Below are 16,252 nucleotides of genomic sequence, written 5' to 3' on the forward strand. Positions count from 1 at the left end.
ACTGGCAGTCGTCAGTCCTTTTTCTATGGTAAAATTAAGCGATATGAGGAGATGGTCTTTTGGAAGCGGCGGATTTAATTCAGGTTTTGACTCCACAGCAAGCCCGACGATTGCGGGTGATTGAAAACCTCCTTCGTGGTAAAAAGACGGTCTCGACCCTGTATTGGGGGCAACGATACCAGTTATTGCCCCTGATTGGGTTGGATAAGACACTGGATCGCGGGGCTTTAGATGCTGCGGCACAGTCACTGGTCACCGGGGGCCTGGCGACCTTGGATGAGGAAAATGACCAGCTCCGATTAACGCCGGCGGGGGTCATTGCCGCCCAACGAGACTATTATCAGCCACAGATGGCAGACCAATGGATTCAGTTGGACTTGATGGCGGCTCGTCAACGGATCCTGTTAGCCGTTCAGGTTGTCAGTGAATATACCCATGCCACCCGGCGGTACTATCCGCTGACGACAGATCTGGTGACACGTCAAGCGGTTAGAGCTTGGTTTCAACGTGTAAAGTCCGCCCAACTTGGGAAACAAATTTTACACGTTTTAATGCATGCTTTGGAGCAATTACCAGAGGAGGTAGCGACGGTCACGACGAGCTTGTTGACGGGTTATCAACATCCAGGATTAACGCGTGAACAGGTGGCGCAGGCCCATCAGCGGACAGCCTGGGAGGTGACCCTCATGCAACTGGATGGGCTGATGCAGATTTGTCAGGATGCCCGGGTCACAGAGACGCCATTTACCAGCCTGTTGCGTAGTTTGTGGCAGTCACCGGTCACGCGAAGTGCCCAGTTGACTTTAGCAGCCGTCCGACAGACCGGTGATCTTGACCAAGTGGCGGCACAACGTCGAATCAAGCTCAGTACGGTGCGGGAACATTTGTTAGAGGCGGCCATTTTTCTTCCATTATCAGACTTTCCCTATGGGCGAATTCTGACACTTGAATTATGTCAGCTTTTTGATAAAAATTTAACGGGTGCGATTGATGATTGGCAATATACTAATCTACCTAATGACTTACAGCAGCAATATGATTTCTTTTACTTTCGGCTCTATGCCATTTGGATTGAGAAAGGCGGTGCACTAGTCGATGGAAGAACTAACAGCGAGCCTTAAACGTGTCTTTGGCTTCGAAAAGTTTCGAACGGGGCAGGCAGAGACTTTGCATGATCTAGAAGCGGGACAAGATGTTCTGGCTGTTCTACCGACTGGTGCCGGTAAAACACTAATCTATCAGCTTTATGGCTATCGCCATCCTGGCTGTGTCCTGATCGTGTCTCCTTTATTGTCTCTGATGAATGATCAGGTTGATCGTATGCGAATGGCTGGGTTTCGGCGAGTAGCGGCGATTAATTCGCTAACTGGACGAGACGAACGTCAAGCTATTTTACGTCATCTGAAGGACTATCAGTTTCTTTTCATGTCTCCGGAGATGTTGTCACAGCCGACAATGTTGAGCCAACTTCGTCGGGTGAATCTCAGTCTTCTAGTCATTGACGAGGCACATTGCATCGTTCAGTGGGGCCCCGACTTTCGACCGGAATATCTGCTACTGGGGGCTATTCGAGAGAAGCTGGGGATGCCCCGGACACTGATGTTGACAGCCACGGCAGGTAAGACGACTCGTCAAGAAATTGCACATCAGTTACGGTGTCAGCCACAGGTTGTGGCGACTTCTGTGGACCGACCGAATATTTTTTTAGATGTGGAAGGTGTTGGTGATGGCAACGAGAAGCAAGCGCGATTGGCTGAGCTGGTTGGCAAGTTGCCAGGGCCAGGAATCGTGTATTTCTCCAGTAAGCAGCTTGCCAGTGATATGGCCTTATGGTTGCAGTCACAGACGGGGAAGATTGTGGCGGCTTATCATGCCGGACTAGATAGCGACTCACGGTTTAAGATTCAACAGCAATATATGGCCGGCCAATTGGACTTGATTTGTGCTACCAGTGCATTTGGAATGGGTGTCGATAAGAATGATGTTCGGTATGTGATTCATTACCATCTCCCAGCGGATATGGAAAGCTATGCACAAGAGATCGGTCGTGCAGGCCGTGACGGCGATCCCAGTCTGGCAGTCTTGCTGTATGCACCAGGGGATGAGCAGCTTCCCTTAATGTTAGGTCAGGCAAATCGACCAACGGCAGTCACCGTGCATGAGTACTATGCACGACCAGAGGCATTTGATGATGCTGACCCTGGGGTACATCTCCTGGTCTTTTATCGTAATCACGGCATCAGTGAGGAAGCTGTAAGTCGACTTTTCACGCGACGAGAGCGTGAACGCAACCGGGCTCTGGCCCAGATGCTCAGTTACGTCAGAGAACCGCAGTGCTTACGTCAGAACTGGTTGAAAGCCTTCGATGAGCACGGCGTACATAGCGATAAGTGCTGTGCCCCTAAAGCGGTTGCACTCGATTTAGCAACCTTGGGTCTTCGACAGACGACCATGGCAACAGGCACTCGAAACGAAACCGCTTGGCGTGACCAGCTTAGACAGCTATTTTAAGAAGATTTTAGAGAATTCAGGTTGTCGATATGGTACAATTACGGGTGAAAGTTTTTCTGGGAGGTTAGATGATGAGTCAAAAGCGTGACGATCAAACACCAAAGGAGCAAGAATCCCATCCGTGGGATCAATCGTTTGCCGATGATCGCGACGATCAGGGTAACCTGTCGCGAACGAAAATGCGGCGGCAGAATCACAGCAATACGATGGTGACGATTATTCTCGTTGCTATTATTATCGTTATTGCCGCGGCCTCACTGGTTTATGGTTTAGCTCGGCAAAGCGCGGTTAACCGGCCCGAGAATACAGAGAACGTGGCGTCAACTTCGTCACATTCGTCTAAGGCGGCTAAACACAAGTCGAGCAAATCCTCGACTAGTCAAAAGTCTTCCTCAACGGCTAGTAGTCGCAAGAAGAGTTCAACGTCGAATACGACTGCTAGTTCAGCAAAGAAGACTAGCAGCTCTTCGGCTACCCAAGAAAGTCAAGCGGCCTCATCGTCTAGCAAGACCACGAGTAGCAGTAGTACAACTGCTGGTGCCAAGTACACGACCGTTGAATCTGGTCAAGGTGTTTACCGCGTGGCGACTAACGCCGGCATCTCGGTAGACAAATTGCTAGAACTTAACGGCCTTTCCTCGGGTTCGTCATTGTATCCGGGTCAGCGCTTACGGGTTAGATAAGCAAATGATTAAAATTGGATAGGGAGCTTGGTTTTCATGGATAAACAAGGTTTGCAAGTTGCAATCGACGGGCCGGCGTCGGCTGGTAAGAGTACGGTTGCTAAGATTGTCGCAACGCGGTTCCACTATATTTACTGCGATACGGGTGCAATGTATCGGGCCATTACCTGGAAGGCGTTACAGGCAGGTGTTGCTTTGGATGACGAGGCGGCTATCAAGAAACTATTAGATGGTATCGTGATTCGGTTTGAACCCGGTAAGCCCGTTCAGAAGGTTTATGTGGATGATACCGAAGTGACGTTGGCCATTCGTCAGCCGGATGTTACGAACGCAGTTTCTCAAGTATCCGCACTATCTGCGGTACGTTCTGAATTGACGGAACGCCAGCGGCAAATCGCTGACGCTGGTGGCATTGTCATGGACGGCCGAGACATCGGCTCGACGGTTTTACCTGATGCCGAAGTGAAGATCTTCATGGTTGCAAGCGTCGATGAACGGGCGCAACGCCGTTTGAAGGATAATGCAGCCAAGGGGATTGATACGCCATTGGCAACATTGAAGTATGAGATCGAAGAACGGGACCGTAAAGATTCCACTCGAAAGATTTCACCATTAACCCAAGCAGACGATGCGATTCGGCTCGATACGACGTCAATGTCCATCGAACAAGTTGCCGATCGAATCGCTGAAATTATTCAAGAAAAAGAATCCCTAGAGAAATAGGCATTTTACTAGCTTTTACTGGCACAATCGGCTAGAATAGTATATAGAGTTGTCGCAAGGAGGAAAAATTCGCATGAGTGAAAATGGCACGAGTCAAAACAATGAAAACAACGATTTATTGAATGCTTTAAACAGCATCGAAACCGTTAAAGTTGGTGACGTTGTTAAGGGTGAAGTCTTAGCAATTGATGATGACCAACAAGCAATCGTCGGCATTGCCGACACTGGAATTGAAGGGGTAGTTCCTAAGAAGGAATTATCAACTAAGCCAGTAGATGACATTAATACTGTAATTAAAGTCGGGGACGTTATGGACCTCGTCGTAATTTCTCGTATCGGTACCGATAAGGAAGGCGGTAGCTACTTACTGTCTCAACGTCGTTTGGAAGCCCGTAAGGTTTGGGACGACATCCAAAAAGAATTCGAAGCTGGTCACACGTTAACTGCCCCTGTTACCCAAGTGGTTAAGGGTGGGTTAGTTGTTGATGCTGGTGTGCGTGGATTCGTTCCTGCATCTATGGTATCCGACCACTTCGTTGAAGATCTTTCTCAATTTAAGGGTCAGACTCTTGAATTCAAGATCATCGAAATCGAACCTAGTGAAAATCGTTTAATCTTATCTCACCGTGCAATTGTCGAAAAGGAACGGGCAGCACAAAAAGCTGAAATTATGGCTAAGCTGACCGCCGGCGACATTGTTGAAGGTAAGGTTGCTCGTTTGACCAACTTCGGTGCGTTCGTTGACCTTGGTGGTGTTGATGGGTTGGTTCACGTTTCAGAAATCGCCTTTGAACGGGTTGAAAAGCCTAGCGATGTTTTGAAGGTGGGTCAAGAGGTTAAGGTTAAGGTCTTATCTGTAGACCCAGATCGTGACCGTATCTCCCTTTCCATCAAGCAAACTTTACCAGAACCTTGGGATGGTATTGAAGAAAAGGCACCACAAGGTAGTGTCTTGGACGGAACTGTTAAGCGTTTGACTAGCTTTGGGGCCTTCGTTGAAGTCTTCCCTGGCGTTGAAGGTTTAGTTCACATTTCCCAAATTTCTCACCAACACATCGCAACGCCTGCTGACGTTCTGAAGGTTGGTCAAGAAATCAAGGTTAAGGTCTTGGACGTTCGTCCTAACGACCACCGTTTAGCCTTATCAATTAAGGCTCTTGAAGAAAAGCCACAATCTGGTGACGACAGCAATGCTGACGAACACCGGAGCAGCAGTAACAACAACCGTAGCCGTAACAATGGCGGTAACAACCGTCGTCGTAACAGCCGGAACTCTGCTGAAACTTCAACGGCTAACGCCCCAGAAGAAAGCACTGGTTTCTCTTTAGGTGATCTGATTGGTGATAGCTTAAAGAAAGATATGGAAGATAACGAAAACAACTAATACGTTTGGTTGAAATGGGTCTAGAGCGAAACTTTGTTGGTTTCGTTCCAGACCTTTTTTCGTCACTATTTGAAATTAAAGGAGGGATTGTCGTGGCATTTCCAGTAGTTGCCATTGTCGGCCGCCCCAACGTGGGAAAGTCGACGTTATTCAACCGGATTGCCGGTGAGCGAATCTCGATTGTCGAAGATACGCCAGGTGTCACTCGTGACCGGATTTATGCTGGTGGAGAGTGGCTAGGAACTGAATTCCGGATGATTGATACCGGGGGTATTGACCTCGGTGACGAACCATTTATGACTCAAATTACCCAACAAGCCGAGATCGCGGTTGAAGAAGCTGACGTGATCGTCTTTATCGTGAGCGCCCCTGAGGGCGTGACCGATGCCGATGAACGGGTTGCTAAGATCTTGTATCGGGCCGACAAGCCAGTTATTCTGGCCGTCAATAAAGCTGATAATCCAGAAGTTCGGGAGTCAATTTACGACTTCTATTCCTTAGGATTTGGCGATCCATACCCTGTTTCTGGGGTTCACGGACTTGGTTTAGGAGACTTACTTGATGCCGTTGTTAAGGAATTTCCTGACAACAGTGGGGCACCTAAGGACGATACGATTCGTTTCAGCCTGATTGGTCGACCTAACGTTGGAAAGTCATCGTTGGTTAACGCCATTCTTGGTGAAGACCGGGTTATTGTATCTGACATTGCCGGAACCACACGTGATGCGATCGATACCAAGTTTACTGCTGACAAGACGAAGTTTACCATGGTCGATACGGCTGGTATTCGAAAGCGCGGGAAGGTCTATGAGAACACGGAACGCTACAGTGTGATGCGGGCCATGCGGGCGATTGATAATTCAGATGTTGTCCTGATGGTCATGAATGCTGAAGAAGGTATCCGTGAACAGGATAAACGAGTCGCTGGGTATGCTCATGAAGCGGGACGTGGGATCATTATTTTGGTCAACAAGTGGGATACCTTGAAGAAGGACAATCACACACTGACGGACTTCCAAAACCTGATTAGACTGGAGTTCCAGTACCTGAGTTATGCGCCGATTGTCTTCGTTTCTGCTAAGACGGGGCAACGTTTGGAACAACTTCCAGCGTTGATCAAGCGGGTTTCCGAGAATCATAACAAACGGGTTCAATCGTCCACATTGAATGATGTGGTTATGGATGCCATTGCTGTTAATCCAACGCCGTCGGACAACGGAAAACGATTGCGGGTTTACTACGCGACGCAGGTCGCAGTGGCGCCACCAACCTTCGTGGTCTTTGTCAATGATCCGAAAATGATGCACTTCTCTTACGAGCGTTTCTTGGAAAATCAGATTCGGGAACACTTCGATTTCGAGGGGACACCACTTCATCTGATTGAACGCGCAAGAAAGTAGGATAAAGGGCCTTAGACCGGGTCTAAGGGGGATTTTGGTGAGTTTTCACCGAAAACTCTTAATATTCGACGTTTTATTACTAAAAAATGCCGTTATCCCTTGTCATATAAGGCTTCCTGTGCTATCTTTGATTAAGAAATGATGCGGCTGACCGTATTTGTTTCATCATTTTTGGACCACTCAAAAATGACCTAGATGGTAATCATCTAATCTTCTTTGCAGGAGGTGAATTCAAACATGGCAAACAAAGCACAATTGGTTAGCGACGTTGCAACTGCAACTGGTTTAACTAAAAAAGACGCAACGGCTGCAGTTGATGCAGTCTTCGATTCTGTCCAAGCAACGTTAGCTAAAGGCGAAAAGGTTCAATTGATCGGCTTTGGTAACTTTGAGGTTCGTGAACGTGCAGCTCGTAAGGGCCGTAACCCACAAACTGGACAAGAAATCCAAATCCCAGCAAGCAAAGTACCTGCATTCAAGCCAGGTAAAGCTTTAAAGGATGCTGTTAAATAATGACTCTTCATTATTTAATCGGTAAAGGACCAGGTCGACTTTTGTCGGTCTGGTTTTTTTGACCTCAAAATTGTGCTGGACTGAGTGTTTATGGTTTCCATGTTTGATAGGATTGCGTATAATTAAATGCGTTGCGAATTTTAGAGGGAACAATGACTGTGTGTAGCCGTGGCAGTGCTACACCTAACTAGCAGATTAAATGGAGGCGGGTTATGAGTTACGCACAAACAGCACTTGACCAATTGGAAAAGGGACAGCTCGAGGATTTCAAGAAACAGTACGCCTTGTCGCTACGTCATGACAATGATGATACCTTATTCAGTTTGGCGGAGGAACTCTACTCACTGGGTTTTCTGAACCAGTCTCGACGCATCTATGAGAAACTTTTGAAGAAGTATCCAGATGAAGATGAGCTACGAACAAACTTAGCAGATATTGCGATCGATGAAGATAAAAATGACGAAGCTCTGGATTATTTGAACCAGGTCAACCCAGACTCACCGGCTTATGTGGAATCCCTGATGGTAGCGGCCGATTTGTACCAGACGCAAGAGCTTTTTGAAGTGAGTGAACAGAAGCTTCTGACGGCGAAAAAATTGGCCCCAGACGAGCCGGTCATCACCTTTGCTCTGGCCGAATTATACTTCACCATGCGTGAATTTCGGAAGGCTATTCCCTTATACCTAGATTTGATTACTAGTGGCACGACGTCGCTCTCACAGGTGAATCTGGTGGAACGCTTAGGGGTGGCCTATGCCAATGCCGGACGTTTTGAGCAAGCCATTGGTTATCTCAAACAGATTCATTCAGGTGAGATGACCCCGGACGTCAAATTTGAAACGGCGTTTACCTACCTGCAACTGAAGGAACGGTCAACGGCCATTACCTTATTTAATGAGTTGAAAGAGTCCGATCCTCATTACACGTCACTCTATCCTTACCTGGGACAGGCACTAGAGGACGAGAACAGACTTTCTGAGGCCCTGAAGAGCCTTCAGGAAGGTTTGGGCGTCGACCAGTATAATGAGAAACTTTGGCTCCAAGCAGCCCATGTGGCCACAAAATTGGACGATGAGAAGCTTGCTGAACGTTACTTGAAAAAAGGGCATGAACTAGACAGCGAAGACTTAGGCGCTGTGATTCAGCTCAGTAACCTATATGTGAAGCAGGAACGTTGGGACGAGAACGCGGAACTGGCCAAGCCTTATTTGGCGAGTGAGGATGCCGATCCACAACTCTATTGGAACTTAGCAGTTACGGCGTTAAATCAAGAGGATTATGACGCGGCAAGAAAGTACTACGATGCGGCAACACCGTTTTTCATGGACCAGGCAGACTTTTTAAAGCCAGCTATCTACTTCTACCGTGAAGAGGGGGCAACTGACCAAGTCGTGAAGTTACTCAAGGCTTATCTGAAGGTCGTGCCTGACGATGAAGAAATGGCTTTGATGTTGGAAGGCTATCAGGAAAATTAACAGGAAAAGGTGGCCTAACGGGTCACCTTTTTTTAACAAGTTAAGACACATTAATTACTTTAACTTAAGATTTCATCAAATCACAACCGCAAAAACCGCGGTTGTAGCCCAATTAACAACAGTCGACCCATTTCTACCAAAAGGGACCCGTCTTTGAATTCAATTCTGCGGCCGAATCTGTTAGACTGGCATATAGAGCACGACCGACTATTATCGGCTGGAAAGGTGACGGAAAACATGCAATTGAACCACTTACCACAAGAATTCGAGCTGGCACGGCCCGTCCTACAAACCATCGAACGCGCAGGCTACGAAGCCTACTTCGTTGGTGGGAGTGTCCGTGACACTATTTTAGGGAAACCTATTCACGACGTCGATATCGCCACCAGCGCCTATCCCAATGAGATTAAGGGGCTCTTTCACCGTACCGTCGATACTGGTATCGAACATGGAACGGTTATGATCTTAGACCACGGAACTGGCTATGAAACGACGACTTTTCGGTCGGAGTCAACCTATACCGATTTTCGTCGGCCAGACCAAGTGACCTTTGTTCGATCCTTAGAAGAGGATCTCAAGCGTCGTGATTTCACCATCAATGCCTTGGCAATGAAGGAGGACGGCGAAATCATTGATCTCTTCGATGGCCTCAATGACCTGAAAACTCATCAAATTCGAGCTGTGGGCGATCCACAAGAACGGTTCCACGAAGATGCCTTACGTATGATGCGTGCCGTTCGTTTCGCTAGTCAACTCGACTTTACCATTGTCGAACCGACGTTAGCAGCCATTACCGATCACGCCGAACTACTCGCTAAGATTGCCGTTGAACGCACCCAGGTCGAACTTCTCAAGCTCTTCACGGGACGGACACCACAACGGGGGCTGAAGCCGTTCATGAAAACAGGACTCTGGCAACATTGTCCGGACTTTGCGACACACGAGGGCGCCTTAACTGATCTGACACAACGCCTGACTCACGGCGTAAGTGATGCAGAGACTGCTTGGACACTACTCGCAACGCAATTTGATCTACCAGCCACTGCTGTTTCGCCATTTTTGAAACACTGGAAAACAGCCAACCAAACTATTGCCACCGTTCAAAGCGCCAGCCAAACGGCACAGCGTCTTCGTCAAGGTGAGCTCAATGCCTGGCAACTTTACCAGGGTGGCGCTAATTTGGCACGAGCCAATGAAGTCGCCGTCATTCTTGGCGCCCCCGATCGCGCAACTGACTTATCACAGGCTTATGCCGCATTGCCCATTCATGATAAAAAACAGTTGGCCGTCACGGGACGTGATCTCATCAAAGCCGGAATTCAACCTGGACCTCAGTTGGGAGCGACCCTGGGCGATCTTGAATTCCAAGTTGTTACGGGACAGTTACCCAACGACGCCACAGCGCTCATCAAAAAAGTTACGATCAACTGAATCTAAACTAAGAGAGTGAAGACAGTATGCAAACCTTACGTGCAGAGAATTTACACCGAACTTACGGTGAAAAAGTACTTTTTGACAATCTGAATTTCATTATTAACGAACACGACCGAATTGGGCTCATTGGAGTCAACGGAAGTGGAAAAACGTCGTTATTGGATACCTTAGCCGGCGTCAGCAATGACCAAACAGGGGTGATCGACACTCCCAAAGAATACAGTATCGGTTATCTCACCCAAAAACCCGACTTGGATGAGAATCTGACGGTGATGGACGCTGTTTTTTCTGGTGACCAACCTGTCTTTAAGACTATCCGGCGATATGAAGCTGCTCTGGCCGCCTATGGGGCCCATCCAGAAGACCAGAAGGCACTTCAACGTTATCTGGATACCGAGGCACAAATGAACGAAGAAGACGCCTGGACAGCTGAGAGTGACGTTAAGACCATCCTCACGCAATTAAAGATTACGGACCTCACACAGGAGATTAAAACCATGTCTGGAGGCCAAATCAAACGGGTTGGCCTGGCACAAGTATTGATTCAATCGCCAGACCTGCTCTTGCTGGACGAACCGACCAACCATTTGGACTTCGACTCCATTGCCTGGCTCCAACAATATCTAAGTGCCTACAAGGGTGCCTTGCTCGTTGTAACTCATGATCGCTATTTCCTGGATCAGGTGGCCAATCAGATTTGGGAACTCGACTTCGGGAAACTCTACCAGTATCCCGGTAATTATCAGGCTTACGTTCAGGAGAAAGCCGAACGGGTTAGCCAAGAGGCTGTCGCCGATCGGAAGCAACAGCGACTCTACCAACAAGAACTAGCTTGGATGAAGGCTGGGGCACAAGCCCGTTCAACGAAACAACAGGCTCGGATTAACCGCTTTAACGATCTGGAAGATAACGTGGGTACACGTCAAGTACAACATAACGTGGCCATTTCATTAGGGCAACAACGTCTAGGAAAAAAGGTTATTGAACTCAAAGAGGCCTCACTAGATCTCGGGGGTCACCACATTCTCAAGGATTTCAGCGACCTCATTCAGGCCGGCGAACGTATCGGGATCAGTGGCGACAACGGAGCCGGTAAGTCCAGTCTTTTAAACGTTATTGCCCAGCGCTTACCTTTAGATTCTGGGACAGTATCCATCGGGGAAACTGTCAAGATGGCTTACTACACGCAACAGATCGAACCGATTCCTGAAGATAAACGCATGATCAACTATCTCTCCGAAGTTGGCCAAACGGTCACAGACAAGGATGGGAATGCCGTCAGTGTCACCGATCTTCTGGAACAATTCCTGTTCCCACGATTTATGCACGGCACACTCATTCGCAAATTATCCGGTGGAGAGAAACGCCGGCTTTACCTGTTGAAACTCCTCATGGAACAGCCAAACGTCTTACTATTAGACGAACCAACTAACGACCTCGATATTGGGACCTTAACTGTTCTGGAAGATTATATTTCACAATTTGCTGGAACGGTTATTACGGTTTCCCATGACCGATACTTCCTGGACAAGGTTGCCGATCGCCTCTTGATCTTCAACGGCAACGCACAGATTGATCGGTACTCCGGTCGCTTCAGTACGTACCTGAATGACCGTCTGAAAGCTGATAAGGCTCAGGTCACGGAAAAGAAGGCTCCTAAGACGGTCGCCAAAAAAACACCAGAAAAGCCTAAGAAGAAGGTCAAACTGACCTATGCCGAACAAAAGGAATGGGAAGGTATCGAAGGCGTCATTGATGGCTTGGAGGACCAGAAATCACAGGTTAAGGACGCCATGAATGCCAACGGCGCCAACTATGATAAGTTGGCCGATTTGCAACAACAGCTAGACCAATTGGATCAACAGCTCGATGAAAAGATGGCTCGTTGGGAATATCTCAGCGAATACGCCGACTAAGGAGACGACCAGCATGTTAGAAGAGGCTTACCTTAACCTTGCCAAAACTGTTTTGACAGAAGGACACCAGAAAACCGATAGAACGGGAACTGGCACTATCAGTCTATTTGGTTACCAAATGCGCTTCAATCTGCAGGAGGGCTTTCCACTCTTAACCACGAAAAAGGTTCCTTTCGGCCTCATCAAATCGGAACTGCTTTGGTTTTTAAGAGGGGATACCAATATTCGTTTTCTTCTCCAGCATCATAACCACATCTGGGACGAATGGGCCTTTCAACGGTTCATCGAGAGTCCGGACTACCACGGCCCCGACATGACTGACTTTGGAAGACGTTCACTCGTCGATGCTGACTTTAATGACCAGTACCAGGCCGAAAAAAGAGCCTTTGACGACCGGATTTTAAACGATCAAGCCTTCGGGGACCACTATGGTGATCTCGGCTTGGTCTATGGGAGTCAATGGCGCGCTTGGCAGGGGCATAACGGTGAAACCATTGACCAGTTGGCCAACGTGATTCAGACGTTGCGAACTCATCCGGATTCTCGACGGATGATTGTCTCAGCTTGGAATCCCGCTGATGTGCCTTCTATGGCTTTGCCACCTTGTCACACACTTTTTCAATTCTACGTGAATGATGGAAAATTAAGCTGTCAGCTCTATCAGCGGAGTGGCGACATCTTCCTTGGCGTACCATTCAATATCGCCAGCTATGCTCTGCTAACCTCTTTGATTGCCAAGGAAGTCGGCCTCGAAGTTGGTGACTTCGTGCATACCTTAGGAGACGCTCACATTTACAGTAATCATATTGAACAGGTTAAGACACAGCTGGCTCGAACACCGAAAGCGGCCCCTAAGCTGTGGCTGAATCCGGATAAAACCAGTATCTTCGATTACGATATGCACGATATCAAGGTCGAAGGCTATGACCCTGCACCCGCAATTAAGGCCCCTGTGGCCGTCTAAGACAGGAGGGCACCTATGTTAATCTTCCTATGGGCAGAAGGTAACCAGGGCGTTATCGGCCAAAAAGGCCAGCTTCCTTGGCACCTACCAGCCGACATGCATTTCTTCAAGACAGTAACGACCGGAAACACCATCCTGGCGGGCTCACGGACCTATGCTTCGTTTGGCCGGCCGTTACCCAATCGTCAAAACATTGTCATTACTCACCAGGAACGCACTAACTTCCCGCCAGAAGTCATCGTACTGAACAGCCTCGAGGCTGTTCGACAGTATGCTGCAACTCATCGCCAAGACAAACTCTTCGTCGTGGGTGGGGCCCAGATTTTTGAGGCACTACTATCCGACGTCGACCAACTCTATCGCACTGTGATTGCCGCTGACTTCGCTGGAGATACCTGGATGCCCGCCATCAATTACGATCAATTCGAGTTGATTGCCACACAACCTGGCGTTCGAAATGAGCAGAACCCTTACGATTACCGGTTTGAACAGTATCAGCGACTCACCGGAAAATAATGGCAAAAAAATAGAGGAGGTTGCGCCGTTAGGCACAACTTCCTCTTTCCATTATTCATATTATCGCTTAGGCATAAAATAAGATCGAGAAGTACATCAAGCCAGTCCCCAGCATTACGAAGAGGTGCCAGATGACGTGACCAAATGGAATTCCCTTAAAGCTGTAGATGACGGCCCCCAGGGTAAAGGCGACGCCGCCGGCTACCAATAGGCTAAACCCGATCGGCCCGAGTCCGTGATACAAAGGTGAAATACCCATTAGGCACATCCAACCCATGACGACGTAAATAATCGTGGAGAGTCTCTGGAACTTACCTAACCAGATAGCCTTGTAAACGACTCCAGCGACTGCCATGGCCCAGATAATCCCGAACATGACCCAGCCTAAGGTTCCGCCTACGACTAATAGGCTAAACGGCGTATAGGTTCCGGCAATCAATAGGTAGATTGCACAATGATCAAATATTTGAAAGACGTGACTGGCACGGGTAAAGTACAATCCGTGGAAGAGTGTCGAAGCCAAGTAAAATAGAACCAAAATGATACCATAGACCAAGAAAGTGGTCATCCGCAGCTGTCCGCCCTTACTATGAGCTTGTAGAATCAGGATCACCAGTCCTGCGATACTCAGCGCGACACCGATGCCATGCGTCACGGCGTTAAGCACTTCATTAACGATTTGGTAAGTATGACTACGTTCTTGTGTCAAGCAAACTCCTCCTTAAATAACCAGTCTGAAAACTTTTAGCAAACTGGTCCGGCGAGTTAGCAACTACTACTGAAAAAGTTCAGTAACTCTGCTATACTATTACCGTATGTTTCATTACGCATATTGTAGCATAAACCAAATCTCTGGTCAGAAAGAGTGGGATATCCATGGCTAAATTTAAAATCGTTACGGATTCATCTGCTGGCTTAACCGATCAGCAAATCCAAGACTATAACATTACCATTATCCCGTTGACGGTCATGATCGATGACACCATTTACGTTGAACGGGAATCCATTACAAATAAAGAATTTATTGAAAAAATGAAGACGTCAAAGACATTGCCTAAGACAAGCCAACCGCCGTTAGGTAAGTTCGTTGAAACTTTCGACAAGCTGGGTGAAGATGGGAGTTCGGTTATCTTCTTCAGTATGTTGGCCGCCATCAGTGGAACGGTTCATACCGCCGAACAGGCTGCGCAATTATCGAAAACCGACGTGACTGTTGTGGATAGTCAATATACTGATCAGGCCTTGGCTTTCCAAGTCGTCGAAGCCGCTAAACTAGCTGACGCGGGAGCTGAAAAACAAGCTATCTTAGACCGAGCCGTTGCCGTCCGTGACCACACCAAACTTTTCATGGGTGTCGTGACGCTTGAAAACATTCTCAAGGGTGGTCGTCTCAGTCGGGCTGCAGGTATGTTAACCTCATTGCTAAACATTAAGATTGTCCTCCAGGTAACCGGTGGTGAGCTTAAAATTCGAGCTAAGGGCCGAGGCATGAAGACCATCGACCGTTACTTTGATAAAGTTTACGATCAAATGAAACAACTTCCTGACATTCAAGCAATCGGTATCTCACACGTCGAGGCCTTCGAGTCCGTCGACAAGATTCAAAGTCGCTTACATGACATGTTTCCGGACAAAGATGTCCTGGTCAGAGAAACGGTGCCCATCATCGCCACCCATGGGGGACCTGGTGCCTTTGCTCTGATGTACTATACGGATCCAACTAAATAACACCATCGACAAAAAAGGGGTGGCATAGCCACCGCTTTTTATTTATCCCGAGGGGGACTTTTAAAATGAAAAAAATTGGAAGACTTAGTAAGGTGATTGGGGTCGCTTTACTCCTAGTACTCATCGTGTTAGCTGCCTTGACCTACTGGCATCCCGGTGTTCGAACCACGAAGAACAGCAATGCCAATCGCCACCGTAAAATCGTTCGGGTCGTAGCCTTAGGCGATTCACTGACCGAAGGGGTCGGTGATCCGCAAAAGGACGAACAGGGCGGTTATACGGGGCGGCTTAAGACCATGATTCGCCAGAAGGACCACGTCAAAGTGGTCATGCATAATTATGGGAAGTCCGGTGATCGAAGTGACCAGATTGAAGACCGTTTGGTTAAGAGCTCTCGCATGCAACATCAATTGGGAAAGGCTCAGGCAGTGGTGATGACTGTCGGGGGTAATGATCTCTTACAGACATTGACCAAGAATGTCACCATTAATCAGAAGTCACGCCTCAATACACAACTGGACACCGCAGAAACCACCTATCAGCAGAAGCTCCACCATCTGTTGAAGACGGTTCGTCACTATAATCCGGATGCTCCTATTTATCTCTATTCAATCTACAATCCCATCTACGTCTATTTTGCTGATGTGGAGCAGATCACCAATGCCGTTGATGAGTGGAATGACGCCACGAAACAGACTGCCGGCAAGTTTAAGCAGCTCTACATGGTTGATATTAACCGGGCCCTATCCGTCGGTCAGTTTAAGTCAGTGACCCAACAGGCCAAGTTGAAACGGACCGCCCAAAAGGCTAACGATGGTAAACTCTCAGCACAAAGCTTTCAGAAACAGATTATGGCCAGCGATACAGCTGACGAGCTAAATGATTATCTGTCACCCGTGGATCATTTTCACCCCAACGCCAAGGGGTATCGCTTGATGACGGACTATGTCTTTAAGCAAATGCAGGCCCATCAACAGTGGCTAATGAAATAAGGAGGCACCAATT

15 protein-coding genes are annotated in these 16,252 nt (G+C 48.0%); 14 read left to right on the forward strand and 1 reads right to left on the reverse strand.

Translation table 11 applies throughout. The features are described from left to right. The first annotated feature begins 59 nt into the window (after positions 1 to 59). The 12 genes from EKM71_RS01375 (at position 60) to EKM71_RS01430 (ending at position 13,519) form a co-directional block, all read left to right on the forward strand. On the forward strand, positions 60 to 1,121 hold the full coding sequence (locus tag EKM71_RS01375; protein WP_125572889.1) for a helix-turn-helix domain-containing protein: 1,062 nt from the start codon (positions 60 to 62) through the stop codon (positions 1,119 to 1,121). Beyond that, entirely contained in the window at positions 1,096 to 2,511 is a 1,416-nt protein-coding gene (locus EKM71_RS01380; RefSeq protein ID WP_125572890.1) for a RecQ family ATP-dependent DNA helicase, read from the forward strand. The genes EKM71_RS01375 and EKM71_RS01380 overlap by 26 nt, the downstream gene beginning before the upstream one ends. Before the next feature lie 71 nt (positions 2,512 to 2,582). Beyond that, positions 2,583 to 3,194, forward strand: coding sequence for a LysM peptidoglycan-binding domain-containing protein (locus EKM71_RS01385; RefSeq protein ID WP_125572891.1), 612 nt, complete (start codon positions 2,583 to 2,585; stop codon positions 3,192 to 3,194). A 36-nt stretch (positions 3,195 to 3,230) separates the two neighbouring features. Further along, positions 3,231 to 3,917: a (d)CMP kinase gene (gene cmk / locus EKM71_RS01390; protein WP_125572892.1), complete on the forward strand. Its 687-nt coding sequence runs from the start codon at positions 3,231 to 3,233 to the stop codon at positions 3,915 to 3,917. 73 nt (positions 3,918 to 3,990) lie between these two features. Beyond that, entirely contained in the window at positions 3,991 to 5,301 is a 1,311-nt protein-coding gene (rpsA, locus tag EKM71_RS01395; RefSeq protein WP_125572893.1) for a 30S ribosomal protein S1, read from the forward strand. Between the two features lie 92 nt (positions 5,302 to 5,393). Continuing rightward, positions 5,394 to 6,701 carry a ribosome biogenesis GTPase Der gene (gene der, locus EKM71_RS01400; protein WP_125572894.1) on the forward strand — a complete coding sequence of 436 codons (1,308 nt, stop codon included), beginning with the start codon at positions 5,394 to 5,396 and terminating at the stop codon, positions 6,699 to 6,701. 237 nt (positions 6,702 to 6,938) lie between these two features. After that, positions 6,939 to 7,214, forward strand: a complete 276-nt coding sequence (locus tag EKM71_RS01405) for an HU family DNA-binding protein (RefSeq protein WP_011667553.1) — start codon at positions 6,939 to 6,941, stop codon at positions 7,212 to 7,214. A gap of 212 nt (positions 7,215 to 7,426) precedes the next feature. Continuing rightward, complete coding sequence (locus EKM71_RS01410) at positions 7,427 to 8,689, forward strand: tetratricopeptide repeat protein (protein WP_125572895.1); 1,263 nt, start codon at positions 7,427 to 7,429, stop codon at positions 8,687 to 8,689. Positions 8,690 to 8,926: 237 nt separating this feature from the next. Continuing rightward, the gene (locus EKM71_RS01415; protein ID WP_125572896.1) at positions 8,927 to 10,120 is read left to right on the forward strand and encodes a CCA tRNA nucleotidyltransferase; all 1,194 of its coding nucleotides are present in this window, start codon (positions 8,927 to 8,929) and stop codon (positions 10,118 to 10,120) included. Between the two features lie 26 nt (positions 10,121 to 10,146). Continuing rightward, positions 10,147 to 12,039, forward strand: a complete 1,893-nt coding sequence (locus EKM71_RS01420; RefSeq protein WP_125572897.1) for an ABC-F family ATP-binding cassette domain-containing protein — start codon at positions 10,147 to 10,149, stop codon at positions 12,037 to 12,039. Between the two features lie 13 nt (positions 12,040 to 12,052). Further along, complete coding sequence (locus EKM71_RS01425) at positions 12,053 to 13,003, forward strand: thymidylate synthase (RefSeq protein WP_125573023.1); 951 nt, start codon at positions 12,053 to 12,055, stop codon at positions 13,001 to 13,003. 15 nt (positions 13,004 to 13,018) lie between these two features. Continuing rightward, entirely contained in the window at positions 13,019 to 13,519 is a 501-nt protein-coding gene (locus tag EKM71_RS01430; RefSeq protein ID WP_125572898.1) for a dihydrofolate reductase, read from the forward strand. Between the two features lie 67 nt (positions 13,520 to 13,586). Here the strand turns inward: EKM71_RS01430 and trhA are convergent, their stop codons facing one another. Further along, positions 13,587 to 14,228, reverse strand: coding sequence for a PAQR family membrane homeostasis protein TrhA (gene trhA / locus EKM71_RS01435; protein ID WP_125572899.1), 642 nt, complete (start codon positions 14,226 to 14,228; stop codon positions 13,587 to 13,589). Between the two features lie 167 nt (positions 14,229 to 14,395). Here trhA and EKM71_RS01440 point away from each other — a divergent pair, with 167 nt between their 5' ends. Beyond that, positions 14,396 to 15,247, forward strand: coding sequence for a DegV family protein (locus EKM71_RS01440; RefSeq protein ID WP_125572900.1), 852 nt, complete (start codon positions 14,396 to 14,398; stop codon positions 15,245 to 15,247). A gap of 65 nt (positions 15,248 to 15,312) precedes the next feature. After that, positions 15,313 to 16,239 (forward strand): SGNH/GDSL hydrolase family protein, encoded by a 927-nt coding sequence (locus tag EKM71_RS01445; protein WP_125572901.1) that lies wholly within the window; start codon positions 15,313 to 15,315, stop codon positions 16,237 to 16,239. Positions 16,240 to 16,252 lie beyond the last annotated feature (13 nt).

Source organism: Levilactobacillus huananensis, assembly GCF_003946145.1.
Taxonomy (GTDB): Bacteria; Bacillota; Bacilli; order Lactobacillales; family Lactobacillaceae; genus Levilactobacillus; species Levilactobacillus huananensis.